The organism is Thermotomaculum hydrothermale (assembly GCF_016592575.1).
In the GTDB taxonomy this organism is placed as follows: domain Bacteria; phylum Acidobacteriota; class Holophagae; order Thermotomaculales; family Thermotomaculaceae; genus Thermotomaculum; species Thermotomaculum hydrothermale.
On the sequence record NZ_AP017470.1, the window covers coordinates 1,990,674 to 2,015,640 of the forward strand.

Consider the following 24,967-nt stretch of genomic DNA (forward strand, 5'->3'; position numbering starts at 1 on the left):
TCTCTTATCTCCCTAAAAACATAATAATAACAACAAGAGTTAAAACCGAATAAAGCATATAGATTTGCCCATCTCCGTTAAACACAATGTCTTTAACAACAGATGCAATTCCATTTACCTGCTCGGCAACCTTGTTGTAAAAATTTGTAATATGCCTGCTTAAACTTGCCCCTACCCAGGGGATTCTATGCAATTCTACACCTATCCCATAGCCATAGTGCAATGGGGTCTCTTCGGTAGGAGTTTCAGCAGCCCAGTATATATCCAGCCTGTGAAGTTTCTTTGATTTCGGAAAAAACAGAGTGTACCATATTAAAACTATTACAAAAATTACTCCAAGAACATTTATAACAACAAATCCATTAAACCCACCTAATGCAGCTGAAAGGGTATATGGTGTTGTTGAAGTAAATGCGGCTTTAAATCCAAGTGAAGCAACCGCTTTGTTTATATAGGGAACAATAAGCCCTGGAAAAACACCGAAAATTGCAAGGGCAAGCATTAATGGCACCTGAGCAAACCACAAAAACACAGGCACCTCTTTTGCCTCTAACAATTCAGGTGAAGATGGATGTCCTAAAAATATACCGTAAATCAGTTTATAGCAGTAAAGGAAAGCGGTGGTTGAGGAAACAATCATTGCAATAAGCAGGAAGTAGTGTTGAGACTTTAAAAGAGACATATAGATTACCCACTTTGAAGCAAAACCACCGAAAGGAGGCATACCAGCCAATCCTATAATCCCAAAGAGAACAGCAAGAAATGAAAGAGGCATTCTTGTTATCAAAGCCCCTAATTCAGAAAATTTATCTTTACCTGTCCTGTATATAACGCCTGCAACGGTTATGAAGAGTAAAAGCTTCATTATTGTATGCATTACTGCGTGGTATAACCCACCTGCAACACCTAAGGCTGTGCCAATACTCATTGCCGTAACAATGTAACCCACCTGGGCAACAGAAGAGTAAGCAAGGAGTTTTTTAACCTCATCCTGAACAATTGCCCTAAAGGTTGCAAAAACAGATGTTATAACTCCAAGCCAGGCAATTGCATAACCTAAGGTTGAAGTGCCTTTAATTGAAGATATTCCCTTCAAATTAGCAAAACCGATAAGAGCACCAAAGAACAACAAAAATCCGTAAACACCCATTTTTGAAAGAGTGCCGGAGAAAAACCCTGTAAATGAGTTTTCACTCTCTGTGTATGCATCAGGTGCCCAAACATGCAAAGGCATGGTTGCCATTTTTACTAAAAATCCAATTGCAAAGAATATTGAAATTAAAATAACCTTTGAATCAGGCATTAATGCTAATGCTGTGCCAATCTTATCAAAGTGGAAAGAGCCTGCTGAAGCGTAAACCATAAGCATGGCTACCAGCATAAAGTAAGCACCTGCAACATTGAAAACAATGTAAGTTAAGCCTGTCTTTCTTGGATTTTTTCCATTCATAATAACAAGGAAATAGGAAGACCAGGTCATCATTTCCCAGAAAATAAAGAATGAGATTAAATCTCTTGCATATACAATTCCTAAAAGTGAGCCAGCAACTATATTGAAAAACAGGTAAAAAGTTCCGTGATAGTCCTTATCCTTAACAAGGGCAAATGCAGTAAAAGCAATAAAGAGGTAGGAAAAGACAATCAATATTGCAAAGAATGCGCTTAAAGCATTTGTCCCGAATTTTAAGCCTTCAAAATAGGCCGGGAGATTGAAATTGTAATTAAAGAAAATAACTTTATCAAAAGGTGTTTTAAAAACAAAATAACAGACTGTTAGAGCAGACGCTAATGTTAACCCCTCTCTTGCAGGCTTAACTATCTTGCCTAAAAAGTAAGCGAGAATACCCGCTAAAATCGGGATTAAAACAACATTGTTAGGCCCTATCATAAGCCACCTCCAACAGAGCCTAACATTGCGGCTATATAGTTAGAACGGTTCATAATGTCCATTGTCACTCCCTTCAAATAAGGTGTTAAAACTCCAGGGAAAAGACCAATTCCCACAATAGCAACAACCAAAATCACAAGAGGAATTACAGAAAACAAAGGAATTGCTTTCTTTTCAATCCTTGTTGGCTCCGGCTCTTTAAACATAATTTGAAGAACCCTGAAATAGTAAACCCCTTCAATTACACTTGCAGCTAAAATAAGCATTACAAGTAAAATATGCTCTGCCTTAACCGCAGCAGTTAGAATCATCAACTTACTCATAAAACCGTTAAGAGGTGGGAAGCCCATAACACCCAAAGCAGCTATAGCAAAAATACCTGCCAAAAAGGGATATTTTTTACCAATACCCTTTAAATCCTCAAAGGTGCTTCCACCAGCTGCCTTTGCAAGCAAGCCTATGGTTAAAAACAAGGTTGCCTTTAATATTGCATGGTTTATAAAGTGGAAAATTGCGCCCTTTAAAGCCCCTGTCGTTCCAATGCCTATAGCAAAAAGGATAAGCCCTATCTGCCCAAGAGAGGAGTAACCTAACATCCTTCTAACATCCTTTTGCCTCAGGGCAGAGAGTTCTGAAACAATCACAGTGAGAACTCCGAACACTAAAAGGGCTTTAACAAAAACTGGCATATTTACCACTGTGAATAAAAACCTTACCATTGCGTAAAGGCCTGCTTTAACAGTTACTGCAGAGAACAAAGCAGCAACAGGCGCCGGTGCTCCCTGATAAACATCGGGAGCCCATGCATTTAAAGGAAACATCTCAGATTCAATCCCAAAACCTAAAAACAGGAAAGACACTGCAAGAAATGCAACTTTGGGATTCATTTGAGAAAACCTGTTTGCAATATCAGCAATGTTTAAAGTACCCAATTGATTGTAAATTAAGGCAATCCCTAAAAGGAGTAATGTGGAAGATATTGAGCCAACAAGCAAAAATTTGATACCAGCTTCACTTCCCTTTCTATCCTTTTTTATAGCAGTTAACGCGTATGATGAAATACTTGTTATCTCCAAAAATACAAACATATTGAATATATCACCTGTAAGCACAATACCTGTGGAACCCATTACCACAAGAAGGATAAGCATCGAAAACTTTTCCTGAGTTTCTGTGGTATTGTCCTTTAACAGGTAAAGTGATACAAGAAAACCCATTAGAGAGATAAGGCAAGCCATAAAAATAGAAAAGGGAGTTATCGCAAGGTTAATGCCAAAAGGAGGCTTATAACCTGCAACAATTACCCTGATTGGCTTAACAAAAACCTTTGGAAGAAAGTAAAAACCTGCCACTGTATTAAACAGCAAGGTTAAACTCATTGCATACAAACCAGCCTTTTTATGGATATACCCTAACAGGGGTATTAAAAACGCAACAAATAGCGGAACGCCAACCATCAAAATAGGACTAAACCAGCTCACAACTACCCCCTCATCTTCTTAATCTTTGAAACATTGAGAGTTCCGTAATGTTCATAAACCCTGATAACAATTGATAACCCCAGTGCTAAAACAGCAACACCAATAACAATAGCAGTAAGAACAAGTGCCTGGGGGACAGGGTCAACCATTTGACCTGGAGTTAACCCCTGTTTTGAAAATATTGGTGCAGTTTTCCCTGAAATATAACCTATTGTTATAAAAAACAGGTTAACCCCTGTATCCACAATTCCCAGCGCAATCATAATTTTTATCAAATTCCTTTTAGTTAAAGCACCAAAAAGACCTATAATAAACAACAATAGAACTCCAAAAAGAACAATATAATGTGTATTCATTAACAACGCCTTCATCCCACTACCCCCATCATATTATCAAGCAATCCGGTTAGCTCTGAACCCACCTTAAAACCAACTGCAACATAGATTATTGGGATTACTCCTGAACTGAAAAGTTCTCCAACTTTTCCAAGGGGTAGAAAATTTGCAAGAAAACTTCCAAGCAAAAACAAACCAAACAGGCCAACTGTTACAAAGGTTAAACCTGCAAGGCTTTCTGTCCATTTAATGTATCCGTGTTTAATCTCGTACCCTTCAATGGCTAACATCATAAACAGAAAGCTTGTGGCAATAACCGTTCCTCCCTGGAAGCCACCACCTGGAGATAAATGCCCATGGATAAAAATGTATGCACCAAAAAGTATGGTAATCGGCAATAAAGGCTTAACCCCGTACTGCAACATAGCATTTGCCGGGGTTTTTTGTTTTTTCACCTTTCTTTCTCCAGACAAAATTGCCGCCAATCCAGTTGCTGCAAGGAATAAAACAGTAACCTCGCCCAATGTATCAAATCCTCTGTAATTCACAACAATTGAGGTAACCACATTTGCTGATTCGGTATCTTTAATATCATTCTCAAGGTAATATTTAGCCACGCCTTTAACATTATTTAAATCCAGCAAACTTACAACTGAAAAAAACTGAAAAGCAAAGTATAAAACAACAAAAAACACAAATATATTTTTAACTCTAAATCTTCTCTTTAACCCAACCTTATTCATACTATTGCTCCTCGTGCTTTTCAAATCTATCTGTTTTCCTTATGGCTATGAGGAAAACAAAGGTTGATAAACCTGCACCAATAGCTGCTTCAGTCATTGCCACATCAGGCGCATGAAGAATTAAAAATAGAATACTTGCCATCAGGGAGACAACAGAAGACCCTAAAACAGAGGAGACAAGGTCATGTGTGATTATGGCAAAATACGCTGCCACAATCATTACCACCACACAGAAAACAGTTACAATCAACACAATATTCATTTTAATTCTCCTCTTCGTTTTTATAGTACTGTTCACACTCGTCAATCACCAGTTTGTAAGGCTTAACTCCACTTCTTAAAGAAGCCCTTGCAAGTACAGAAGAAGAAAGAGGGTTGGTCATTAAAATGAAAAGAGTGAGTAAAAAGCATTTTATCCACCAATCAGGATGCAAAAAACCAACTCCCATTATTGTGCACATAGCACCTAAAGTACTCGCTTTGGTACCAGCCTGAAGCCTGTTATATAAATCAGGCATTCTAACAATGCCAATAGCCGACACAAACATAAAAAAGCAACCTATAACAAGTAAAATGTTCCCTATATAAGTGAATGCTGTATGCAACATTATAGCCCCCCTTCAAAGTAACGGGCAACTACAACGGTACCCACAAAACCGATAAGGGCATAAACCATTGCCACATCTAAATAGATATATCTGTCAAAAACAAAAGATAATACCACCATTAACGCAACAGCAACAACTGTCATAAAATCCAGTGCCATAACTCTATCACTTGCAGTGGGGCCTTTCAAAAAACGGATAAACGCAGTAAAAAGGCTAATTCCGATTAAAATAACAATAACATTGATAAAAGTCATTCAACACCTCCAAGATGCCTTTCAAAAGCGCCCTTGATAATCTTTCCGGCTGCATGAGGTTCTGTTTCCTGAACATCAATCCAGTGAATAAAGAGTTCATCTCCCTTAATGTCAAGAGTCATGGTTCCCGGAGTCAGGGTAATAGAGTTGGCAAGCCAGAGCTTATCCATATCTTCAGTCAACTTTGTTTTAACCCTTACAATCCCTGGATTAATCGGCAAAGATGGAGAAAGAACCCTTTTTGCAACATCAACATTGGCCTTTACCAGTTCAACAAAAAAAACAAAAAGATAAACAATCTTTCCCCAAATCCTTTTCGGGTGCAAATGATAAATTCCCCTTCTTGTAAAAAGAGGCCCTGTAAACAAAGAAATTACAATTGCCACAAACAACCCTACAATTAGTTCATCTTCATGTAGGGATCCAGTAAGCAAAACCCAAATCGCAAACAGGAAAATAATTGTAAAAATTAATCTTGATATTTTCACTGCCCCTCCCTATATTTTTTTAAACTACTCCCTCTACACTCATTCAGTTAATAATGATAACTCAATTAAGACAATATAGTCTAACCTTTTTTTTGAATAGCTATTCATTCTTGGGGAATTTTATGAAAAATTTTTAATAAAATTATTTGTTTTTACTCTGAAGAATTTTATTTATCATATCCTCAATCTGATTTCTATATTTTGGATAATCCGGTGTTGATTTTGCTTTTTCAAAATAAAACAGGGCTTTATCGTCCTGATTGTTTACAAAATAATACTCCCCTAACTTCAAATAAGGCTCGGTAAAAAGAGGATTTAATTTAATCGCTTTATTACATTCTTCAATTGCCGTATTTATTTCCCCTGTTCCAAAGTTGTAGAGTGCATTTGCAAATTCAACCCTTGACTTCACTACATTATCGATAAAAACACCTGCTAAAAGTTTTCCATCGTTCTTTTTAATTAACCTATTTAATACCTTTAAATGGCGATTTGCTTTATCATACCTTCCTTCGTTTAAATAAAGGTAAACCAATGACAACCTTGGCAAAACAAAAACCTTTTTCCTTTTTATCGCTTTTAAGAAATAACCTTCAGCCTTATCAAACTCACCATTCTCATAATAGAATTCCCCTAATTGATGGTACAACCCTGCAGTTTGATATTTTCTATTAGAGAGGGCGCTTTCAAGTAATAGTTTATAACTTTCTATCTTTCCCGTTTGTTTATACAAATTTGCAAGCAATCCTATTGAATTTTCAGCAGGGGCAAGCTTAAAAGCCTTCTTTGCATATGGGATTGCTTCATCAAACCTTTCTCTATTTTTCAAAGCAACAGCATAGTTAAAATTTGGTCTTGCCCTATTTGGAGAATATTTCAGAGAAGCTTTCCATATAGTTAAATCATCTTTATAATCAAAGTTTCTTGCAAAGGTTCTTATACCAAAAATCACAATAACAATTGTTGCTAAAAGTTTAAATTTTTTTAAATCTCTGCCAGACAACACCCATAAAATTTCAAGAATAATGATTGTAAAGAAAAAAGCCGGGCCATAGAGGTTTCTTTCACTTAAAATATCGTAACCTGTCCACTTTAATCCCCTTAAAATAAAGGAATTTGAAGGAGCCATTAAAAGCAAATAAGAAAAATACGCAAATAGGGATAAAGGAAATTTATCCCTTAATTTATAGAAAATTATGGCAAGAAATAATAAAAACAAAAAAGAAAGAACTGCTCTATAATCATAAATCTTTTCAATTAATGGCAAATCGTGGTCTAAATTTATATTTTTAGGAAAAACATTTAAGTAAATTGCATAGGCATTTGCATAAAGGTTTGTTGCTATTGTCTTTTGCTCAACCTTTCCAGAGTATTTTGAAAAAGTTCTTCTTACTTGAGGGAAAGGTGATATGTTGAGAAAAGCAGTGCCCAAACCTATCGCTATAAGAAATAACAAAACAGCAAAAATTCCTATAATAAGCCTTTTTTTAGAAAATGGTTTTACTGCAAGGTAAAGAAAAACACAAAACAAAGGAAATACAAGGTAAACCTCTTTAAAGAAAAAGGAAACAACAAAAACAAACATTGATGAAATAAAATACAAAATCTCATTTTTTAAATCCTTACTCTCAAGAAAAATCAAGAAAAGGTATACACCAAGTATGAAGAAAAATCCACCTATTCCGTTATTACTTCCAGCCACATAAGAAACAGCTTCTGTGTTAACTGGATGAACCAGAAAAAGCAAGCCACCTAAAAAAGAGAATAATTCAACAAAGCTTTCTTTTCTCTGTTCTTCTTTTTTCTTTAATTTTTCTTTCCCCTTTAAAAACTTTGAGATAAGCAATTTTCTCAAAAAGAGAAAAAACAAAAAAGAAGCCAATATATGAAAGATTAAATTTACCACCTTGTATCCAGAGGGATTGTCTTTAAAAATATTGTATTCTGCCAAAAACAGAACCCAGAATGCATAACTATCCCTATTGGGATAAAATCTCTTTGTATTATGAATAATCTTAAAATAACCTGATATAGATTTAAATTCCTTAGCAGTATTAATTAAGCGAAGGTCGTCAAAAAGAAAACTCCCTCCAAGTGAAGGAGAATATATAAGAATGCCAACCAAAAAAAACAAGAATAGAACATATTTTTTTTTGCTATAAAGAGAATTGTTCTTCATACACCAGCCCTTTGATTTTTAATGAACAAAAGAATTTTAACATTAAATAATAAAAAGGTTAAGGTTTGACATAGCTCAACGCCATAGTATTATATTATTATGCTTGGGTTTTATGCTATACGGGAAATAATTTATGCTTGATTATTTTCTCAAACTTACAACTTTTTCTTTTATAATAAACACCTTATTAATACCTTTAAGCCTGTTTTTAGCAAAGAAAATAAATATTGTAGACTATCCAGATAAAAGGAAAATTCACATAGAACCCACTCCTCGAAGCGGTGGGATTGCCATATTTTTAACATTTCTTTTGACAATATTAGTTACGCAAAAATTAACCCCTTTCTTAACAATGCTCATAATTGCAAACACTTTAATTTTCTTAATCGGAATAATTGACGATAAATATAACCTCTCAGCCTATAAAAAACTTGCTGGAGAATTTATTGTAGCAACTTTAATAATTTTTTGGGGGAGTATACGATTTAAAATAGGTGGCAACTACACAGGGTTTTTAAATTCAAACCTTGTTTCTATTCTGCTAAGTTATATGTGGATAATAGGGGTTACAAATGCCATAAACTTAATTGACGGAATGGATGGTCTTGCAGGTGGAATTTCTTTTCTATCATTCTGTGCCATTATAACAATTGCAATAACAAAAGGATTTGCTTTACAGGGAATAATTGCCGGGGTTTTTTTAGGAAGTATAATATCTTTTTTAAATTTCAATCTCCCTATGGCAAAACTCTTTTTAGGTGATTCCGGAAGCCTTTTGCTTGGGTTTAACATTGCAATTTTATCCCTTTCTGTATCATATAAAACAGGTACATTGCTATCCGTTATTTTCCCATCTCTCTTTGTTTTAATTCCTGTAATTGATACTATTTACGCATTTTTCAGAAGAATTATAAAAGGAAAGAACCCCCTTACAACACCTGACAGAGAACACTTACACCACAAATTGTTATTGTTAAAGTTTTCCAGAAACCAGGCTTTGATAATTTTTTATTTCTTTTCTGGGATTTTTACAACAATTGCAATTAGCTTAAAATCTAAAAACATACTTTACGGAATAATATTTAGCTTATCTTTGATTTTTTTGTTATTTCTTGCGATTTACATGCTTGAAAAAAATAAAGTTGATGAAAAGATTGAGAAATTTAACCACTTCACAGACAAACTAAAACAAAAATTGCTGTCAGGTTCAAACGAACAAAATAATAGCCTGAAAATTTTCATTATTTTAAACTCTTCGTTATATGTTCTGGCTCTATATGCAATAAGCTCTTTTAAAGAATATTATAATATTATTTTGGTCTTGCTATTTATCTCATACATTATTCTTGCAATAATCTCTGCACTGTTAAAAGAACAAGGTAAAATGCTTCTCTTTATTAATTTCTGGATAGACTTTTTACTTATTTATGTGCTTGTAATAAATGGTTATGAGAAAATGGTTCAGATTATTTTAATTGTAATCTTCCCCTTTTTCCTCTATAAATTAATCTCAAGAAAAAAGTTTATCATTCTAATTCCCACACCAACAGACATTCTCCTATTTTTTTCAATTCTGACAATACTTATACTTAAAAAGTACAATCCTGATATCTTTCCTATTATTTTCTACACCGCCATTTTTTACACATACAAAAAGATAATTTCAATTGGCAATTTGGAAACAACTGTTAAATTTTCGCTTTTGCAAAGCTTAATTTTTGTTTTATTTCTTCTGTCTCTTATTTTATAAATTAATTGCTATTTAAGACTTTTTCAAATACCCGCAAATACTTCTCAGCAACAGATTCCCAATTATAATAATTTTTAATTTTAATAACATTTTTTTCCTGAAAAACAATTCTTTTACCTTCATCAAAAGAGTTAATTAAACCAGCAATTTCGTTATCCGTTTCAAAGAATAAACCATTTTCCTTCAGTACACTCCGATTAAATCTATTTCTATGGGCAACAATATAAGCCCCTGCCGCCATTGCCTCAAGAAGAGAGGGATTTGTCCCGCCTACCGAATGACCATGAAAGTATAGTTTTGAAAACAACCTCAAGGTGTTAAGCTCTTTCTGATTATAAATTGCACCTAAAAACCTTATATTTGAGTTATCGCCATACTTTCTTACAAGGTATTTCCCATGTTTTGTTTGAGGATTGCCTACCAGTAAAAGAGGAAATTTAGAATTTGATTTCAAATACCCTTTAATAATTGTTTCAAGATTATTTTCAGGCTCAAAACGGGCAATAGTAAGAAAATAAGAATATTTTTTAACACCATACTTTTCAAGAACGCTTAAATCAGGATTATCAAAAATTCCTGCACCGTATGGAATAACCTCCCCATCAACCTTGAAATTTTCAAGATAGTAATCCCTTATCCCCTCATTGTCAAATATAAGAAAATCACTAAAAGCAACCGCCCTTCTTTCGCAAAGTTTTATGAATTTCTTTAAAAGAGAACTCCATTTCTCTCTCTTCCATTCAAGCCCATCCATATTGGTTAAAAATTTTGCCCCTGTCTTTTTTTTCAGGTAAAAAAACAATGCAGAGGGGACATACCCTAAATTTAAAATTATGTCAAAATCATCTTTAACAGCGTTTTTAAGGCAAAGGTAATCGTAAATAAATGTCCCAAATATTTTTAACTTACTCTCTTTAGCAAAAATATGCCTTATTTCAACATCGTTAAACTCGCTTTTTTTATAAGGATGCTCGTCTGTATTATAGACAACAACTTTATGCCCCTTTTTTACCCAGCAAATCGACAACTTCTCAGCACACTGCTCAAAACCACCATACGCATTAGGTATCCCCCTTGTCCCTAAAATGGCAATTTTCATCCAATCAATCCTTTCAGCAATTAGTTTTTAAAGCCTTTTTCTTATGTTTTCAGCAATGCTTTTCATCCTGTCCAGATTTAACAAAAATGAAAAGCCAAGTTTTACCGGCAAACTAACATAATAGTAAAAAAGCAAAAGAAAATTCGGTTTAATTGAAAAATCAATTTTATAGCCATAATCTTGCATTAATTTTCCACAGATTTTCTGGCATAGAAAAACTTCTGTTGAATTCAGCCCCCCCTTTTTCCAATTGGAAGCACTATTTTTGTCAATGCCCAACTCTTGCTCATTGTCTTTTTTTAAAGATGAACCTATTTTTGGAACATTAAGCATGTCTTTTGAATATCCTATTCCTGTGAAATTGCACAAATCTTTAAGAAATGATTCTGGATTATTTAAAATACACTCAAACTTAAATGTTTTAAAAAAATCTTTACTATCATTTGCCTTAGCGATTCTGACAGATGAATTCCACAACCTGCTAATTACCACAGGATGATAATTTGCTCTTACCCTTATCATTTCTTTTAAAGGCATATATTCTTCACCGTAAAACTTCCTTTTCCACTTATTCTTTTGTGAAAGAAGAACATCCCTTGGGTCTCTAACTAAGTTCACGATTTTTGCATTGGGAAAAAATTTTAGAATTTCTTCTATATAAAAAAGGTTTCTTGGTGTCTGCTCGCATGGTATTCTCTTCCCATTCTTTTTAGTTTCAAAAAACAAAAATGCTCTGTAAACATCAATCATTGTTAAATCTTTATTTGAAATAGAATCTACTATCATTTTTGCATCATTCTCAAAGCGATTATCAAAGTTTTTCTTAAAATAATAGCCAACCCTCTGTATAAACAGAAGATATGATGCAAGTTTAATTGCTTCTTTTTCTGTTATCACTTTATTTTCGTCACTTTTACTCCAGATTTCTCCCCAGAAATGTATCTCATTGAAAGTAAAAACTTCTTTATTTTTACCTAAAATCCTTGCTGTCATTGTTGTACCGCTTCTGCTATTCCCTACAACAAAAATGAATTTATCTTCCACTTTCTTTTTCCCTTTCAATAAAATTTTCATAGATTTTTAATAGTTTTAAAGTATTTTCTTTTCTTGAATAATTATTAACAACAAAATTACAAAATTCTTCATTAAAAGGAGAATTAAAGGCTTTCAAAATAGCATTTCTTATTGAATTCACATCGTCAGGCTCACAGTAAAAAGCATAATCTTTAAAATATTCATACTGATACCCTTTTTTCGTTATAACCACATTACACTTCATAGCCGCCGCTTCAAGGCTAACCAGCCCTGTCGTCTCAAACCAGCTTGGCAAAACATGGACTTTTGCAGCTTTAAAGTATTGAGGCAACTCATTTCTATCTACAAAGCCAAGAAAAAAAACATTTTCCCCTGCTATTTTTTTTAATTTTTCATAGTAAAACCTTTGATTGGGAGAAGAACTCCCTATAATAAACAATTTAAAAGGCAATCCATTAACTGCTTTGACCAAATTTATCTGGTTTTTCATCATTGCAACCCTTGATACAGATATAATGCTATCCTTTAACTTAACAGCGATATCATTATCAATCTTTGTTTTTTCATAGTCAAAAACCTCAGTATCAATCCCGTTATAGACAATAGAATAAGGGATTTTTGATATTTTTAAATCCTTTTTAATAGCATCCATCTCCATATGGGAATTTGGAACAATAAAATCAGCAAGATTTAATGTTTTTTTTATCAAACCTATATATCCTTTAATAAATAGGAGTAATAGTTTTTTATTAAATTCTCTATTTTTTATAGCCTTTACCCCTATTTTTAATTCTTGAAAAGCACTGTAAGGAAGTATATTCGCCAGTATTCTTCTAATTCCATAACTGCCAAATCTTTCAACCTCTCTCCAGTTAATGTAAATAGGAGTAATAATCACAGGCTTTCCCTGTTTTCTGGCATTCAATGCCTGGATATATACATCAGGAACAGATGTTAAATTATATAAATGAACCAAATCATAACCTTTTAAATCAGGTTTTAACTCTGTGGAAATATCAACATCGACTCCATATTCTTTTAAAAATTTTGCAGTTTCAACAATTTGATTTGTATCTCCACCAGGAATTTTAAACAAATTAGACCTTGATTGGATTAAAACCCTAAAATTTAACTTACTCATTTTTTAAAATTAAGATTTGAGAATTACAACAAAAAAATAAACAAACACCTAATACCATCCCAATAAAAACACTCATAGTAAATCCCCCATTTGCAGGGAATCCAATAAAAAAAAGGAAAACCAAGTAGAAAATTACATAAAAATTATTTGAAGGAACATTTTTACCAATAATTTTAAAAACAAAATACAAAATTGATAAATAAAGAAAAACACCTATTATCCCAATTTTAAACAATAAAAAAAGAAATATATTATGAAATCTTTCAAGATAAAACACTTTTGAAGCTAAAAAAACTTGTATTGGTTTTTCAGAAAACAAAACAGCACCAAAACCTTTCCCAAATAAAAGCACATTATCAGGATTATTTTTAACAAAAGCTATATATGTATTCCACTCATGGTATCTCCATTGTAGAGAAGAAGCAAAAAAATTTTGAATCTCAGGATAAAGAATTGGCAATAACCAAACAAGGGAAAAACCAATTCCAATTGCAAACAAATAAAATTTTTGTAAATTAATTTTAGTTTTTTCCCTCAGTAATTCCAGAAAATAATAAAACAACAAACAAATGACAAACAAAAGATTTGTCCTGCTTCTCACCAATAATAAAGCAAACAAATACAAAAAAACATATTTATCAAAAAATTTACGAGCAACAGAAATTCTCAAAATTAAAACAAAAGGAAGCAAGCCGGTTGAAAACATTAAAAAAACATGCCTATAAACAGGTCTGTCTACTTCTAAAATTACCCCAAAAACACTCATTGCTATTTGTATTATAGAAATAATCATTCCATAATCAAAAAAACACTCAAGTAAAGGTGAATCAATATAATCTTTATTTTGTATTAACAAAAAAAAGTAAAAAAAGGCACTGAGAAAAAAAAGAAATCTTTTAAAATAACATAAAAATCATTATTATATAAAACACCAAGAAACACTCCATATAATAAAAGGGCAAAATAAAAATAAAAAATTTTTAAAAAAGATTTTTGGAATTTTATTTTTTTTCTTTTTTGAATAAACAGCAACAAAAATAAACCAACTATCAACACTGCTGCCTCAATTTTAAAAATTTTACTCGTTAATAATTTTGGAACTGGCGGAGCAATTAACAACAAGAAGAAGTAAACAATAATCTTTTTTAAATTAACATCAAATTTAAGTATGTTTTTCATCTTTCAACCTTAAACTATCCCAAAAACCTTTTCCTATAGCAAATGAAATTCTAAAATTTCCTTTAAAAAATTTTTTAATCATCCTCAAAAGCACAAAGAAATACATCAAATTTTTTCTTCCAGGAAAGTATTTAGAATAAAATTTGAATAAATTTACCGTATAAAAATACTCTGTAAGTTCCCCTCTGCCAGTGCTTTTCCCGCCTTTATCAAAACCAACTGCATCTTTACAAAAAAACAATTCAAAACCTTTATTCCTTGCAGCAAAACACCAATCGGCATCTTCCCAGTATAAAAAATATCTTTCGTCAAACAAACCTACTTTTCTAAACACATCTAAATGGCAAAACAAAGCAGAGCCTGAAATAAAATCAGGCCTTTGTCCAAATTCCAGAACAGGTTTTACAGTTCCGTATCCCGTAACTTTAAATCCCCCTTTAAATAACTCTCTTCTTCTATTGTAATAATCGTATATGTTAATTCCCCAAACACCTATATTATTTTTCGAACAATTTACCAGTTTTTCTATTGTATCCTCATTCAAAACCATATCTGGATTAAGCAAAAACACAAATGCGTTTTCTTCTTTGTCTAACAAAAACCTTAGCGCAACATTTACACCTGCCCCAAAACCTCTATTTTCACCTGTTTGAATTAAAATTATAGGATAATTTTTATTTTTAGTTATAGGCACTTTTTTTAAATAATCTGAATTTAAATCTTCTTTTTCAACATAAACATATTGTTTCGGTTTATAGGTAAAAGAAACTTCGGGAAGCTTCAATTCTTTTAAATAACTTGTCTCCAGTATCCCATCAAAGAATTTTTTAATATAATCCATTGAATTATCAGGAGAATTATTATCTATAACAATCACCTGAATATTTTTGTATCTACTTTTTAAAACACTTTCAACACATTCAACAGTATCTTTCCAGCAATTGTAGTTAAGAATAATAATGTAAATTTTAGGAAATCTCATTTTTCTTTTTATACAAAATTCTTTTTGGTTTTTCGTTATCAAAGTTTTCTTTTAAACCGTCAAAATACGCATTTAAAATAAAATTAATTCTTCTAAATTTATGGTTATCAAAAAATAATATTCCTATCATAGACTTTAGAAGGCTAATAACAAAACCTTTCCAAAAATTAAATTTTTTTGTAGAATATTTTTTCCCTAACCAAACCAAATTCCTTCTACCATAATATGTTAACCAGAATTTTCTATATGGAATGCGAATACTTTCCTTCCAAAAAAATTTCTTTCTTATTCCTTTTTTCCGTGCCTCTTTATGGATTATAACACTATCAGAAATTAAAAGAATTTCTCCAACCTTACGCAACCTTAAACAATATTCAACATCATCATGATGAATAAAAAACTCTTTTTTAGGAAAACCTATTTTTTCTATTGCTGTTCTTCTAATTAAAATTCCAACAAATGAAGCTATATCTATTTTTTCAATTTGGTTTCTATATTTATCCTTCTGCAATGGTTTCTGAAGTAAAGGGTAGATATTTTTAAAATTTATAAATCCCCTATGGTAAAAGCATATTTTGCCGTTTGGAAACACAACTTTACACGCCAATGCTGAAATCTCTTTTATATCAAAACAATTTGATAGTTTTTCTAATGCATCCTCTTTAGGTTCAGCATCATCATCCATTAACCACAACCAATCATATCCCTTTACATAAGCCCTCCTAACTCCTTCATAAAATCCACCTGCACCCCCTGTGTTTTCGTGCATACGGACATAGTTAATTTTTATCAATTGTCCATCCGTTAAACTTTTTACTTCAAATTCTTTTTCCCAGGGTTCAACTAAATTTTCAGGAGGTAATTCTTTTATGTATCCATTACTCAATAGAAATTCAGGGGTTTCATCTGTAGAAGCATTATCAATTATATGAATTCCATCTAATGGCCTTGTTTGTTTTTTTAAAGCTTCCAAACATTCTATTAATAGTTGTTTTCTATTATATGTAACAACAACAGCACAAACTCTTTCCTTAATATTTTCTTTCATTTTACTTTTTCCTCAAAAACCTTTAATGCCATTTTAATAACATCGTCCATATCATAATATCTATACTCGGCAAGTCTTCCAACCAAAATAAGGGATTTAGTTTTTTCTGCCATTTTTTTGTATTTATTATAAAGTTCTCTATTTTCTTTTGTAAAAACTGGATAGTATGGAATATTTTTTCCTATCTCATATGGTTTGGGAAACTCTTTTAAAATTACTGTTCTTTTAGAATTTGCAGGGTGAATATGTTTAAACTCAGTTATTCTTGTAAAATCATAGTCATTTGGATAATTAACAGTAGCAACTTTTTGAAACCACTCTTTGTCTACTGTTTCAAGCTTTAAATCAAGTGAACGATAAGGAAGTTCTCCAAATTTATAATTAAATAATTCATCTATCATTCCAGTAAATATTACTTTCCCTTCAAACTTTTGTCCAAACAAATAGAATTCATCGTCCTTTAATTGACATACTTCCTTAAAATCAGTGTTGAGCATTATCTTAATATTTGGGTGATTAAGCATTTTCTCAAATATTTTTGTGTAACCTTTTTTAGGTATTGCCTGGTATTTGTCTGTAAAATATCTGTTGTCCCGACTAATGTAAAATGGAACTCTTGCAGTTACTTGAGCATCTATTTCTTCTGGCTTTAAACCCCACTGCTTAGCAGTGTAATTTTTAAATACTTTTTCATAAACATAGTTTGCTATAAATTTTAAATCGTCATCTTTTTCTTTTAATAGAGATAAAATCGAAATTTTGGAGTTGTATTTATATTTCCCAAGTAATTTGTTTTCTAACTTTTCTGCTATTGTTTTTGGAAATACCTCATAAAGAGTATTTAAATTAAAAGGGATTGAAACATTTTTGCCATCTATAAAAGCTAATACCCTATGTTGATAAAACCGCCAATCTGTAAAATTTGACAAATAATCAAAAACTTCTTTGTTATTAGTATGAAATAAATGGGGACCATATTTGTGGATAATGATATTATTTTCATCTTTATAATCATAGCAATTTCCACCAATATGATTTCGCTTTTCAATAATTAATACTTTTTTATTAACTTGTGTTGCAATCCTTTCAGCAATAACACTACCAGCAAATCCTGCTCCTATAATTACATAATCAAACAATTTTTACTCCAACCAATGAGATAAATCTCTTTTAATTAATTCTTGTAATTTCAACATATCTTCTTTATAAAGATTTTTTAGGTATTCTTTTGTTTCAGGATTCATTTGTGGTTTTTTAAGATTTTTTTGCAAAAGCTTAATCTTTATTTTCATTCTCATATCTTTTGGAATTAATGCTTTCACAAAAGGCCTAACAATACTCTTTAATGTGTTAGGTTTCATTAAAAAATTGTGTAAAAATTTGTTGTTGGGAATACCTGAAACATTAAATCTCATTTTAATAGTCTTCGGGATAAAAGAATCATCAACTTCTAAAAATCTAAAGATATCTTGAACAACCGCAAGTGGTGTTTCTTTAAAATCATCATATAAGTATATCTTTACATTTGAGAAATTATCAAGATATGCTTTTACTTGCTTATAATAAAATCCTACATTTTTATAATGCCAAATAAGCCTCCAATTATTGGATATTCTTTGCTCCTCTTGCTCTAAAGCCTCTTCAAAAGTTAAATATTCTCTTTCATCTCTAATTAAATGCAAATATGCTGAAAAAGCCCTTTCTATAGGGTTTCTTAAACCAATTATTATTTTGGGGTCTCCCAAATATTTTTTTATATAAAAAATGGATTTTTCATAAAAATATAAATTATCAACACTTGCTTCACCAATTGCCTTTTCATTTTTTACATCATAAAAAAGATTTTTATATGATTGCCAATCTCTTATTATTCTCCTATCCTCTTTTTCATCCCCAACCCCTTTAGATGGAAATTTTAAAAAATTTGATGTAATAAACTTTGGCTCTTTTATAGGAGACATAAAAATGTCAGGATGCTCTTTTAAATAATGATACAGAGCTGTCGTTCCAGATTTAGCTGCTCCTACTATTAAAAAATTAGGTAAAGGCATATTTCTTCTTTTAAATAATTAATTTTTTCTCCTAACTAATTACAAAATTATCCAAAAAAATTATACCAAAAATAATTAAATAGTTTCTGGGAGAAATTAAACATACAAATTTATTCATAACACACCTTTGGAAATGTTTTCTTAACTAACTTCTTCGTATTTATAAGAGTTAACTTTTCGCTGAATTCACATTATTGTAAACTTCTAAAAGTTTATTGTAATAAATTTCGCTATTAAAATTTTCTTTTGCAAAACTATGAGCAGATTTTGAAAATTCTTTGTATTTATGCTCATCTAAAATTTCTGCTTTTTCTATAGCTCTAATCAAAGAAGAGGTGTTCTTGCTTTCAAACAAAAAACCTGTTAATCCATCAGAGATTAATTCTGGAATACCACCAATATTAGCACCTATAATCGGAGTGCCTAATGCAAGAGATTCTATTACGCTCATAGGATTATTCTCATACCATTCAGAAGGCACTATGACAAATTTTGCTTTCCTTCCAATTTCTTCAAGTTCTTTGTCCTTTTTAAGTCCTATTAGTTTAATTTTTTTTAGATTATTTTCTTTTATCATTCTTTTTAAATTAGCCTCTTCATTTCCACTTCCAGCTATTTTTAATTTTAATTCAGGAAAATTTTTCCATGCCTTAAGAAGAGTAAAAATTCCTTTTTCTTTTGAAAGCCTTCCAAAGTAAAGGTAATAATTTTCATGAGAATGATAGGGAGTTAATTTATCAAAATTAATAAAATTATAAATTTGAACCGATTTTTCTTCTAATTCAGGTTTGTATTTAATATGTTTTTTCATAATAAATTTGCTTACCATAATAAACTTATCTATATGTTTTTCATAAGGAAAAAACAAATCTCTGAAAAAGCATTCAAAAGAAACACCCATGCTATCAAGCAATTTCCCTCTATTGCACCTTTTGAAAACACAGTGAAAATAATTTCCTTTTGCACATTTCTCACAAATTTTTCCTTTCCTGTCAAGCATAAGATACATTGGACAGAGCATTCTATATTCATGTACTGTCATTACAACAGGAATTTTGTGCTTTTTTAATACAGGGAGTATTGATAAACTCAACCTTCCATAAAAAATGTGTAAATGGGCAATATCAGGCTTTGTATCTAAAATAAGTTTTTCCAGAGAATTTGCAGCGTCTTTTGAATAAAAAAATCGTTTTACCATTAAAACTTTTTTAAAAAATGGAAGATTTTTAAAATCAACTGGATTAATAAAATAACTGGAATGCTTGGTATCTAATATTTCTTTATCTCTAACACTAAAAAAAATAACATCATGCCCTTTTCGCTGCAACAATTCACCAGTTTTAAGATAGACTGTTTCTGACCCACCCTTTAAATAATGATAATTGTTAATCTGCAATACTTTTATTTTCTTAACCATTTTTCTAATAAATCCTTGGATAAAAAATCCATTTTCCTGTTATTTTTCTTACCTTAAAACTATACAATGTATTCCAGAAAATCATTGTAATTGCACTTGCAAAAGCAGCACCGTTTATACCGTATTTAGGAATCAATAAATAGTTTAAAATAATATTTGCCAGTGCCCCTATAAACATAACATTTTGATGAAAAACCTGATGGCCGGTCATTAAAAGAATAAGGCCAACACTTCCACAAACTGCATTGTAAAAAAAGCCTATTAATAAAATAATAAGGCAAACAGTTGCAACCTGAAACTCTTTACCAAAAATACCTAATAAAAAATTAGAAGAGAGAATAAAGAATAGAAAAACAGGAAAAGTAGTCCAGAATATTAGTTTTGTTGATTGTCTGGCAATTTTTACAAGCCCGGCAATGTCTTTCTTACCCCAGAATTCTGCAAATTTAGGCGCAGCAATTGTGTTTATAGCCATTAAAATTATTACAATAATCTTTGAAATCCTTGATGCTACATTATAATATCCAACTGTTTCGGCAGACTTAAACATCCCCAGCATTATTGTATCTGCCCAATTGATTATCAAACTTAATGAATTTGAAAAAAGCATTGGTATCGAGATTGAAAGCAACAATAAAAATCCCTGATTTTCCCTTCCCCTTTCTTTAAGCTCTGGAATATTTCTGTACTCTTTAATCCAGACATAAAATACAAAAAACAAAAGAACAAAAACAGATAAAACAAAGGCCAAGATTGGAAAAACTGTTTTTTCAAAAAATGGAGTTTTGTAATGCATATTTAGAATAAAGGGAAGCAAAAACAAAAATAAAATAGAAAGGAAATTTAGACCCACAAATCTAAAAAGCATATACTCTTTTACCATCTTAAATCCTCTTATTCCTTCCGAAACAATAATAAAAAAACTAAAAGGAAGAGTTGAAAATGCTACTATTATTAGAGGAATTTTCATAAAAGTTTTTTTTAATAAACTCGTTGAAAAGAAATCAGCATTATAAAATGCTACTACAGAAACTATCAAAGATGCTGTTAACACAATTAAGGCAACTTTTTTAAAAAGATTTTTTAAAGCCTTTCTGTTTCTCTCAGATTTAAATTCAGCACAAAATCTTAAAAATAGAGTCCCTGTACCAATTGTTCCTAATGTGGAATAAATATTTAAAAAAGTCAGTGAAAGGGCAAAAACTCCCACAGCTTTTGCCCCAAATTTTCTTGAAACAAGAGCAATAAATAGATAAGAAAAAAATAAGCCTGTAATCCTTAAAATTAATGCGGTAGAAAAACCAGAAAAAAGCTCATTGAAATGTTTGTCTTCTTTAATCTTCTTTTTAAGAGAGTCAAAAAAAATCATGGAAACATTATAATCTATTTTTTTACTTTTTGGTTTTTTATCACAAAAGCACAAAAAATAGCTTAATCAAGCCAGATTTTTAAATCCCTGTTTATTAAATCCTGGAGCCTTAAAATATCTTCCTTAAAATATGTATTAATCAAATGCTTTTTAAAATCTTTATCAAGTTTATTATATTTAATAGGTACATTATTAAACCTATTTAATTTTTCAAAAACTCTCCGTCTAATCTTAAAATTGGGGAAAATCACCCTCCCCATCCTCTTCGGTAAACTATTACGCTCACTGTATAACTTATACGAAAGTATTTTAAATCTGCTTTTTCCTGCAGGATTTGACTTAACATCAATGAGTCTCCTTTACATCTGGGAGAAAAATATCAGGGTGCTGGATAAGTATATTATGAAGTGTTGTCGTACCTGATTTTGCAGCGCCAACACAGAAAAACTCTGGTAAAGGCACATTGCCCCCTATTTAAATATCAAACCAGAAAGAAAAATCTATTTTAAGTAATGATTGTGTTTTTAAAATATCTTCCTTGAAAAGAGATAACAACTTCTCTTTTTCCCTTTTAGTTAATAAAGGCTTTTCATTTTCCATAAATAAGTAATTATAAGTTTTTTTTATTAATTCAGGTGTTTTAAATGGGAAAATTAAATTAATCTTTCTTCTTAAATCTTTAATTTTGTTATTTATCCAGGGAAGTTTAGGATTTAAGGCCTTATTCAACTTTTTTGAAAAATCCACCTCAAAATCTTTTTTTACACCAAAAAAAGCAAATAAATCCCTACAGGTTTCAGGAAGGTTTTTTGTATATTTTTCAAAAATTAACACCCTGATATTATTTTCAGGAAAAAGATTAAAATATCTCTGCAATTGATTAAAATACAACCCAATCTCTAAACAGTTTTGCCTGCATTCATTTTTTCCTTTCTCGTAATCGGAGAAAACCTCATCAAGAAAATCATTATTGTTAATAATCCCGTCTCTTAAATTCATTAAAAAATGGGAAAATGCCCTTTCAACAGGATTCCTTAAAATAATAATAATTTTTGCATCTTTATTGAATTTATAAATCTCCTCCGCTGCAACAGAGGAAAACAAATAATATGCGCTTGCCTCACCTGCAACCTTTTCCTCTTTCATATAAGAAAAAAGTTGCAAGTATAAATTAAAATCCTCAATGTATGCTATGTGCATCTGCAAAGGATGTTTTCTCAAAAAATACTTTTTATCAAGGAAATAAGCCCTTCCTGATTTACACCTTTTTGCATTTTCAACAATATCTTTTGCAAAATAAACAGGTTCTTTTATAGGTGAAAAATAAATCTCCGGGTGCTGGGAAAGGTAATATTGAAGTGATGTTGTACCACATTTTGGTGCACCAACTATAAAAAAATCAGGGACTTTTTTTCTATTTTTGCTCATTGGCTAAAAATCCTTTTTGTTCAAGAAAATTATAAATTATTTTTACAGCCTCTGAAATTTCAGTATCAACTGTTTTTATGTGTATTTCAGGGTTGTCTGGTTTTTCATAAGGGGAATCAATCCCGGTAAAATCACTTATTTCACCATTTAAGGCCTTTTTATAAAGCCCTTTGGGGTCTCTTTTAATACAAACTTCAAGTGGGGTATCCACAAATATTTCAATAAAATTCTCCCTGCCAATTGTTTCCCTTGCCTTCTCCCTTTCTTTTTTAAAAGGGGAAATAAATGCAACAAGCACAATGACCCCTGCATCAACAAAGAGTTTTGCAACCTCAGCAACCCTTCTTATATTTTCAACCCTGTCTTTGTAATCAAAGCCTAAATCCTTATTTAATCCATGGCGAAGGTTATCGCCATCAAGCAAATATGTGTGATAGCCTGATTTATTTAACTTATATTCAACCTCATTGGCAATTGTGCTTTTCCCACTTCCGCTTAACCCTGTAAACCAGAGAACACAACCTTTCTGGTTTTTTATTCTCTCCCTGTCTCTTCTTGAAACCTTGTGTGCGTGCCAGATTAAATAATCCATATTTCTCTTACTCTATTTCATCTATAGATTTGCATCCCCATTCAGGGTAATGCTCTCTGATAAACTTATTAAGAGCTATTTCACTTTCAGTGTAAATTCTCTTCTTTTTTCTCTTTGTGGATTCACCAACAATTATTCCTGCGGCAACTGTGTTATTTGTTAACCTATCAATGAGAATAAAAGAGCCTGTTGTTTTATTCTCTTCGTATAAATCAAATGCAACTTCTTCCGCTAAATCAATTTGAACCCTGGCTATGTCGTTTAATTCAAGAACCTTTGTTTCTACCTTTTCCCAGGTATTTACATCTTTTTTAAACAAAATTCTGCTAATTATGGCATTTGTTTCCTTGGTGTAAAGTTTTATAATATACTCCCTGTTTTTCAAAGACTCTTCATCCATCCACACAAGCATGGCTTCAAAGGAATCATTGAATTTCGGCTCTTTTTCCCCCTCTTTTACAATTAAATCTCCCCTGCTTACATCAATATCCTTTTCAAGAACAAGGGTAATTGACATTGGAACAAATGCCTTTTTAAGTGTTTTATATTTATGAGTTTTTCCTAAATTTTCAAAATTTAAAGGGGGAATTATTGATTTTACCTTTGTTTTCATCTTTGATGGATAAACTATTATTTCATCATTTTCTCTTATTACCCCACTTGCAATATTTCCACAGTATCCTCTAAACTCCTCATTTGGCCTGTTTATATACTGGACAGGGAATCTGAATTCAGCATCCCTTTTAAAACTTGAATTTAAAATCTTAACAGTATTCAAGTATTCTAAAAAAGCCTTGCCTTTATACCATGGGGTATTTTCTGAAAGCTTTACAATATTATCTCCCTTTAAAGCGCTTATAGGAATAAAATCAATCTCAACATCAAAGTGCTTAAACGGAAGAGAGAATTTCAACTGCTTAAACATCAAATTGTAATCGTGCACAATCTTTTCAAAAATATCTTTAGAATAACCAACTAAATCCATCTTATTTACAACAACAAGCAAATTCCTGATTCCTAAAAGACAGAGCAAAAAAGAATGCCTTCTCGTCTGGGTTAACACTCCATTTCTTGCATCAATTAAAATAACTCCTAAATCTGCTGTGCTTGCCCCGGTTACCATATTTCTTGTATATTGCTCGTGTCCCGGAGTATCGGCAATAATAAATTTCCTCTTCTCAGATGAAAAATACCTGTATGCAACATCAATTGTTATTCCCTGCTCCCTTTCAGCCTGCAAGCCATCTACAAGTAAAGAAAAATCAATCTCTTCATCAGTTCTTTTATACTTTTTTTCAGCCTTTAAAGCCATTATATGATCTTTAAAAACCATTTTTGTTTCATAGAGAAGCCTTCCTATGAGAGTGCTTTTCCCGTCGTCAACACTCCCACAGGTTATAAACCTCAGCATCTCTTTTTCTTCATGCTGTTTAAGATAAGATAAAATATCATTCTTTATTAAAAATTTTGGATTCTGAATATTGGATTTTGAATTATTTGAGAAAGATGAAGAACTATCCATTTTGGTTCTCCATTAATGTTTTATTTATTTTGGTAAAAATATTGATAATTGAATTTATCTCTTCAAACAATAAATCCTTTTCTAAATAGTTTGCAATATAACCGGAATCTCTTAATAGTTTTAACCAATACAATGTTTCCCTTGCTTCTTTACTTGCAATAGCTAACTTATACAAAAAATCTTTTTTTGATTGAGCAGCCTGTGCATCCTCAACATTTGCTCCAATTGATGTCCCGCTCCTTAGAATCTGCTTTGATAACACAAACTCCTTTTTCTCAAGTTTTAAATATTTATATAATCTTATAATTTCTAACGCAAAACTATATGTTTTCTCTTTAATTAAATTTTCTTCTTTCACCCTTTAACCTCTAATCATCA

At 31.4% G+C, this 24,967-nt stretch carries 26 protein-coding genes; 1 reads left to right on the plus strand and 25 read right to left on the minus strand.

What is annotated here, in order from left to right; translation table 11 throughout:
* Positions 1-4: 4 nt before the first annotated feature.
* The 9 genes from TTHT_RS09245 to TTHT_RS09285 all read right to left on the minus strand — a co-directional run bounded on the left by TTHT_RS09245 (position 5) and on the right by TTHT_RS09285 (position 7,976).
* Complete coding sequence (locus TTHT_RS09245) at positions 5-1,888, minus strand: proton-conducting transporter transmembrane domain-containing protein (protein WP_201327689.1); 1,884 nt, start codon at positions 1,886-1,888, stop codon at positions 5-7.
* On the minus strand, positions 1,885-3,369 hold the full coding sequence (locus tag TTHT_RS09250; protein WP_201327690.1) for a proton-conducting transporter transmembrane domain-containing protein: 1,485 nt from the start codon (positions 3,367-3,369) through the stop codon (positions 1,885-1,887). The genes TTHT_RS09245 and TTHT_RS09250 overlap by 4 nt, the downstream gene beginning before the upstream one ends.
* 2 nt (positions 3,370-3,371) lie before the next feature.
* The gene (locus tag TTHT_RS09255; protein WP_201327691.1) at positions 3,372-3,740 is read right to left on the minus strand and encodes a sodium:proton antiporter; all 369 of its coding nucleotides are present in this window, start codon (positions 3,738-3,740) and stop codon (positions 3,372-3,374) included.
* Positions 3,737-4,447 carry a Na(+)/H(+) antiporter subunit B gene (locus tag TTHT_RS09260; RefSeq protein ID WP_201327692.1) on the minus strand — a complete coding sequence of 237 codons (711 nt, stop codon included), beginning with the start codon at positions 4,445-4,447 and terminating at the stop codon, positions 3,737-3,739. The genes TTHT_RS09255 and TTHT_RS09260 overlap by 4 nt, the downstream gene beginning before the upstream one ends.
* Position 4,448: 1 nt before the next feature.
* A complete protein-coding gene (locus TTHT_RS09265) occupies positions 4,449-4,709 on the minus strand; it encodes a hydrogenase subunit MbhD domain-containing protein (RefSeq protein WP_201327693.1) in 261 nt (86 codons plus the stop codon).
* A 1-nt stretch (position 4,710) separates the two neighbouring features.
* Entirely contained in the window at positions 4,711-5,055 is a 345-nt protein-coding gene (gene mnhG / locus TTHT_RS09270) for a monovalent cation/H(+) antiporter subunit G (RefSeq protein WP_201327694.1), read from the minus strand.
* Positions 5,055-5,309, minus strand: a complete 255-nt coding sequence (locus TTHT_RS09275; protein WP_201327695.1) for a monovalent cation/H+ antiporter complex subunit F — start codon at positions 5,307-5,309, stop codon at positions 5,055-5,057. The genes mnhG and TTHT_RS09275 overlap by 1 nt, the downstream gene beginning before the upstream one ends.
* Positions 5,306-5,797, minus strand: a complete 492-nt coding sequence (locus TTHT_RS09280) for a Na+/H+ antiporter subunit E (protein ID WP_201327696.1) — start codon at positions 5,795-5,797, stop codon at positions 5,306-5,308. The genes TTHT_RS09275 and TTHT_RS09280 overlap by 4 nt, the downstream gene beginning before the upstream one ends.
* A gap of 142 nt (positions 5,798-5,939) precedes the next feature.
* Complete coding sequence (locus tag TTHT_RS09285) at positions 5,940-7,976, minus strand: tetratricopeptide repeat protein (protein ID WP_201327697.1); 2,037 nt, start codon at positions 7,974-7,976, stop codon at positions 5,940-5,942.
* Between the two features lie 133 nt (positions 7,977-8,109).
* Here TTHT_RS09285 and TTHT_RS09290 point away from each other — a divergent pair, with 133 nt between their 5' ends.
* Entirely contained in the window at positions 8,110-9,726 is a 1,617-nt protein-coding gene (locus TTHT_RS09290) for an MraY family glycosyltransferase (RefSeq protein ID WP_201327698.1), read from the plus strand.
* Between the two features lies 1 nt (position 9,727).
* Here the strand turns inward: TTHT_RS09290 and TTHT_RS09295 are convergent, their stop codons facing one another.
* From TTHT_RS09295 to TTHT_RS09370, 16 genes are all read right to left on the minus strand, one after another.
* Complete coding sequence (locus tag TTHT_RS09295) at positions 9,728-10,825, minus strand: DUF1972 domain-containing protein (RefSeq protein WP_201327699.1); 1,098 nt, start codon at positions 10,823-10,825, stop codon at positions 9,728-9,730.
* Between the two features lie 27 nt (positions 10,826-10,852).
* The gene (locus tag TTHT_RS09300) at positions 10,853-11,869 is read right to left on the minus strand and encodes a sulfotransferase family protein (protein WP_201327700.1); all 1,017 of its coding nucleotides are present in this window, start codon (positions 11,867-11,869) and stop codon (positions 10,853-10,855) included.
* Positions 11,859-13,001 (minus strand): glycosyltransferase family 4 protein, encoded by a 1,143-nt coding sequence (locus TTHT_RS09305; protein ID WP_201327701.1) that lies wholly within the window; start codon positions 12,999-13,001, stop codon positions 11,859-11,861. The genes TTHT_RS09300 and TTHT_RS09305 overlap by 11 nt, the downstream gene beginning before the upstream one ends.
* Positions 12,994-13,671 carry an O-antigen ligase family protein gene (locus TTHT_RS09310; protein ID WP_201327702.1) on the minus strand — a complete coding sequence of 226 codons (678 nt, stop codon included), beginning with the start codon at positions 13,669-13,671 and terminating at the stop codon, positions 12,994-12,996. Before TTHT_RS09310 ends, TTHT_RS09305 begins: the two co-directional genes overlap by 8 nt.
* Positions 13,672-13,850: 179 nt before the next feature.
* Positions 13,851-14,180, minus strand: a complete 330-nt coding sequence (locus tag TTHT_RS09315; RefSeq protein WP_201327703.1) for a hypothetical protein — start codon at positions 14,178-14,180, stop codon at positions 13,851-13,853.
* Positions 14,164-15,162, minus strand: coding sequence for a glycosyltransferase family 2 protein (locus tag TTHT_RS09320; protein WP_201327704.1), 999 nt, complete (start codon positions 15,160-15,162; stop codon positions 14,164-14,166). The genes TTHT_RS09315 and TTHT_RS09320 overlap by 17 nt, the downstream gene beginning before the upstream one ends.
* Complete coding sequence (locus TTHT_RS09325; protein WP_408033917.1) at positions 15,149-16,198, minus strand: glycosyltransferase family 2 protein; 1,050 nt, start codon at positions 16,196-16,198, stop codon at positions 15,149-15,151. Before TTHT_RS09325 ends, TTHT_RS09320 begins: the two co-directional genes overlap by 14 nt.
* 8 nt (positions 16,199-16,206) lie before the next feature.
* Positions 16,207-17,349, minus strand: a complete 1,143-nt coding sequence (gene glf, locus TTHT_RS09330) for a UDP-galactopyranose mutase (protein WP_201327706.1) — start codon at positions 17,347-17,349, stop codon at positions 16,207-16,209.
* A 3-nt stretch (positions 17,350-17,352) separates the two neighbouring features.
* Positions 17,353-18,261: a sulfotransferase family protein gene (locus TTHT_RS09335; RefSeq protein ID WP_201327707.1), complete on the minus strand. Its 909-nt coding sequence runs from the start codon at positions 18,259-18,261 to the stop codon at positions 17,353-17,355.
* Between the two features lie 169 nt (positions 18,262-18,430).
* Complete coding sequence (locus tag TTHT_RS09340) at positions 18,431-19,678, minus strand: glycosyltransferase family 4 protein (protein WP_201327708.1); 1,248 nt, start codon at positions 19,676-19,678, stop codon at positions 18,431-18,433.
* 4 nt (positions 19,679-19,682) lie between these two features.
* Positions 19,683-21,047, minus strand: a complete 1,365-nt coding sequence (locus tag TTHT_RS09345; RefSeq protein ID WP_201327709.1) for a flippase — start codon at positions 21,045-21,047, stop codon at positions 19,683-19,685.
* Between the two features lie 345 nt (positions 21,048-21,392).
* Positions 21,393-21,509 (minus strand): sulfotransferase, encoded by a 117-nt coding sequence (locus TTHT_RS09350; protein ID WP_201327710.1) that lies wholly within the window; start codon positions 21,507-21,509, stop codon positions 21,393-21,395.
* Between the two features lie 12 nt (positions 21,510-21,521).
* On the minus strand, positions 21,522-22,475 hold the full coding sequence (locus TTHT_RS09355) for a sulfotransferase family protein (RefSeq protein WP_201327711.1): 954 nt from the start codon (positions 22,473-22,475) through the stop codon (positions 21,522-21,524).
* Positions 22,462-23,067, minus strand: coding sequence for an adenylyl-sulfate kinase (cysC, locus tag TTHT_RS09360; protein WP_201327712.1), 606 nt, complete (start codon positions 23,065-23,067; stop codon positions 22,462-22,464). Before cysC ends, TTHT_RS09355 begins: the two co-directional genes overlap by 14 nt.
* Positions 23,068-23,074: 7 nt before the next feature.
* Positions 23,075-24,589 carry a sulfate adenylyltransferase subunit CysN gene (cysN, locus tag TTHT_RS09365; protein ID WP_201327713.1) on the minus strand — a complete coding sequence of 505 codons (1,515 nt, stop codon included), beginning with the start codon at positions 24,587-24,589 and terminating at the stop codon, positions 23,075-23,077.
* Positions 24,582-24,947, minus strand: a complete 366-nt coding sequence (locus TTHT_RS09370) for a four helix bundle protein (RefSeq protein WP_201327714.1) — start codon at positions 24,945-24,947, stop codon at positions 24,582-24,584. Before TTHT_RS09370 ends, cysN begins: the two co-directional genes overlap by 8 nt.
* Between the last annotated feature and the right edge of the window lie 20 nt (positions 24,948-24,967).

Excerpts from the sequence above, each read along its gene's own strand:
- TTHT_RS09245 (WP_201327689.1), bottom strand. The coding sequence starts at position 1,888 with ATGATAGGGCCTAACAATGTTGTTTTAATCCCGATTTTAGCGGGTATT.
- TTHT_RS09255 (WP_201327691.1), bottom strand. The coding sequence starts at position 3,740 with ATGAAGGCGTTGTTAATGAATACACATTATATTGTTCTTTTTGGAGTT.
- TTHT_RS09260 (WP_201327692.1), bottom strand. The coding sequence starts at position 4,447 with ATGAATAAGGTTGGGTTAAAGAGAAGATTTAGAGTTAAAAATATATTT.
- TTHT_RS09265 (WP_201327693.1), bottom strand. The coding sequence starts at position 4,709 with ATGAATATTGTGTTGATTGTAACTGTTTTCTGTGTGGTGGTAATGATT.
- mnhG (WP_201327694.1), bottom strand. The coding sequence starts at position 5,055 with ATGTTGCATACAGCATTCACTTATATAGGGAACATTTTACTTGTTATA.
- TTHT_RS09275 (WP_201327695.1), bottom strand. The coding sequence starts at position 5,309 with ATGACTTTTATCAATGTTATTGTTATTTTAATCGGAATTAGCCTTTTT.
- TTHT_RS09285 (WP_201327697.1), bottom strand. The coding sequence starts at position 7,976 with ATGAAGAACAATTCTCTTTATAGCAAAAAAAAATATGTTCTATTCTTG.
- TTHT_RS09290 (WP_201327698.1), top strand. The coding sequence starts at position 8,110 with ATGCTTGATTATTTTCTCAAACTTACAACTTTTTCTTTTATAATAAAC.
- TTHT_RS09295 (WP_201327699.1), bottom strand. The coding sequence starts at position 10,825 with ATGAAAATTGCCATTTTAGGGACAAGGGGGATACCTAATGCGTATGGT.
- TTHT_RS09305 (WP_201327701.1), bottom strand. The coding sequence starts at position 13,001 with ATGAGTAAGTTAAATTTTAGGGTTTTAATCCAATCAAGGTCTAATTTG.
- TTHT_RS09315 (WP_201327703.1), bottom strand. The coding sequence starts at position 14,180 with ATGAAAAACATACTTAAATTTGATGTTAATTTAAAAAAGATTATTGTT.
- TTHT_RS09320 (WP_201327704.1), bottom strand. The coding sequence starts at position 15,162 with ATGAGATTTCCTAAAATTTACATTATTATTCTTAACTACAATTGCTGG.
- TTHT_RS09335 (WP_201327707.1), bottom strand. The coding sequence starts at position 18,261 with ATGCCTTTACCTAATTTTTTAATAGTAGGAGCAGCTAAATCTGGAACG.
- TTHT_RS09340 (WP_201327708.1), bottom strand. The coding sequence starts at position 19,678 with ATGGTTAAGAAAATAAAAGTATTGCAGATTAACAATTATCATTATTTA.
- TTHT_RS09345 (WP_201327709.1), bottom strand. The coding sequence starts at position 21,047 with ATGATTTTTTTTGACTCTCTTAAAAAGAAGATTAAAGAAGACAAACAT.
- TTHT_RS09355 (WP_201327711.1), bottom strand. The coding sequence starts at position 22,475 with ATGAGCAAAAATAGAAAAAAAGTCCCTGATTTTTTTATAGTTGGTGCA.
- cysC (WP_201327712.1), bottom strand. The coding sequence starts at position 23,067 with ATGGATTATTTAATCTGGCACGCACACAAGGTTTCAAGAAGAGACAGG.
- cysN (WP_201327713.1), bottom strand. The coding sequence starts at position 24,589 with ATGGATAGTTCTTCATCTTTCTCAAATAATTCAAAATCCAATATTCAG.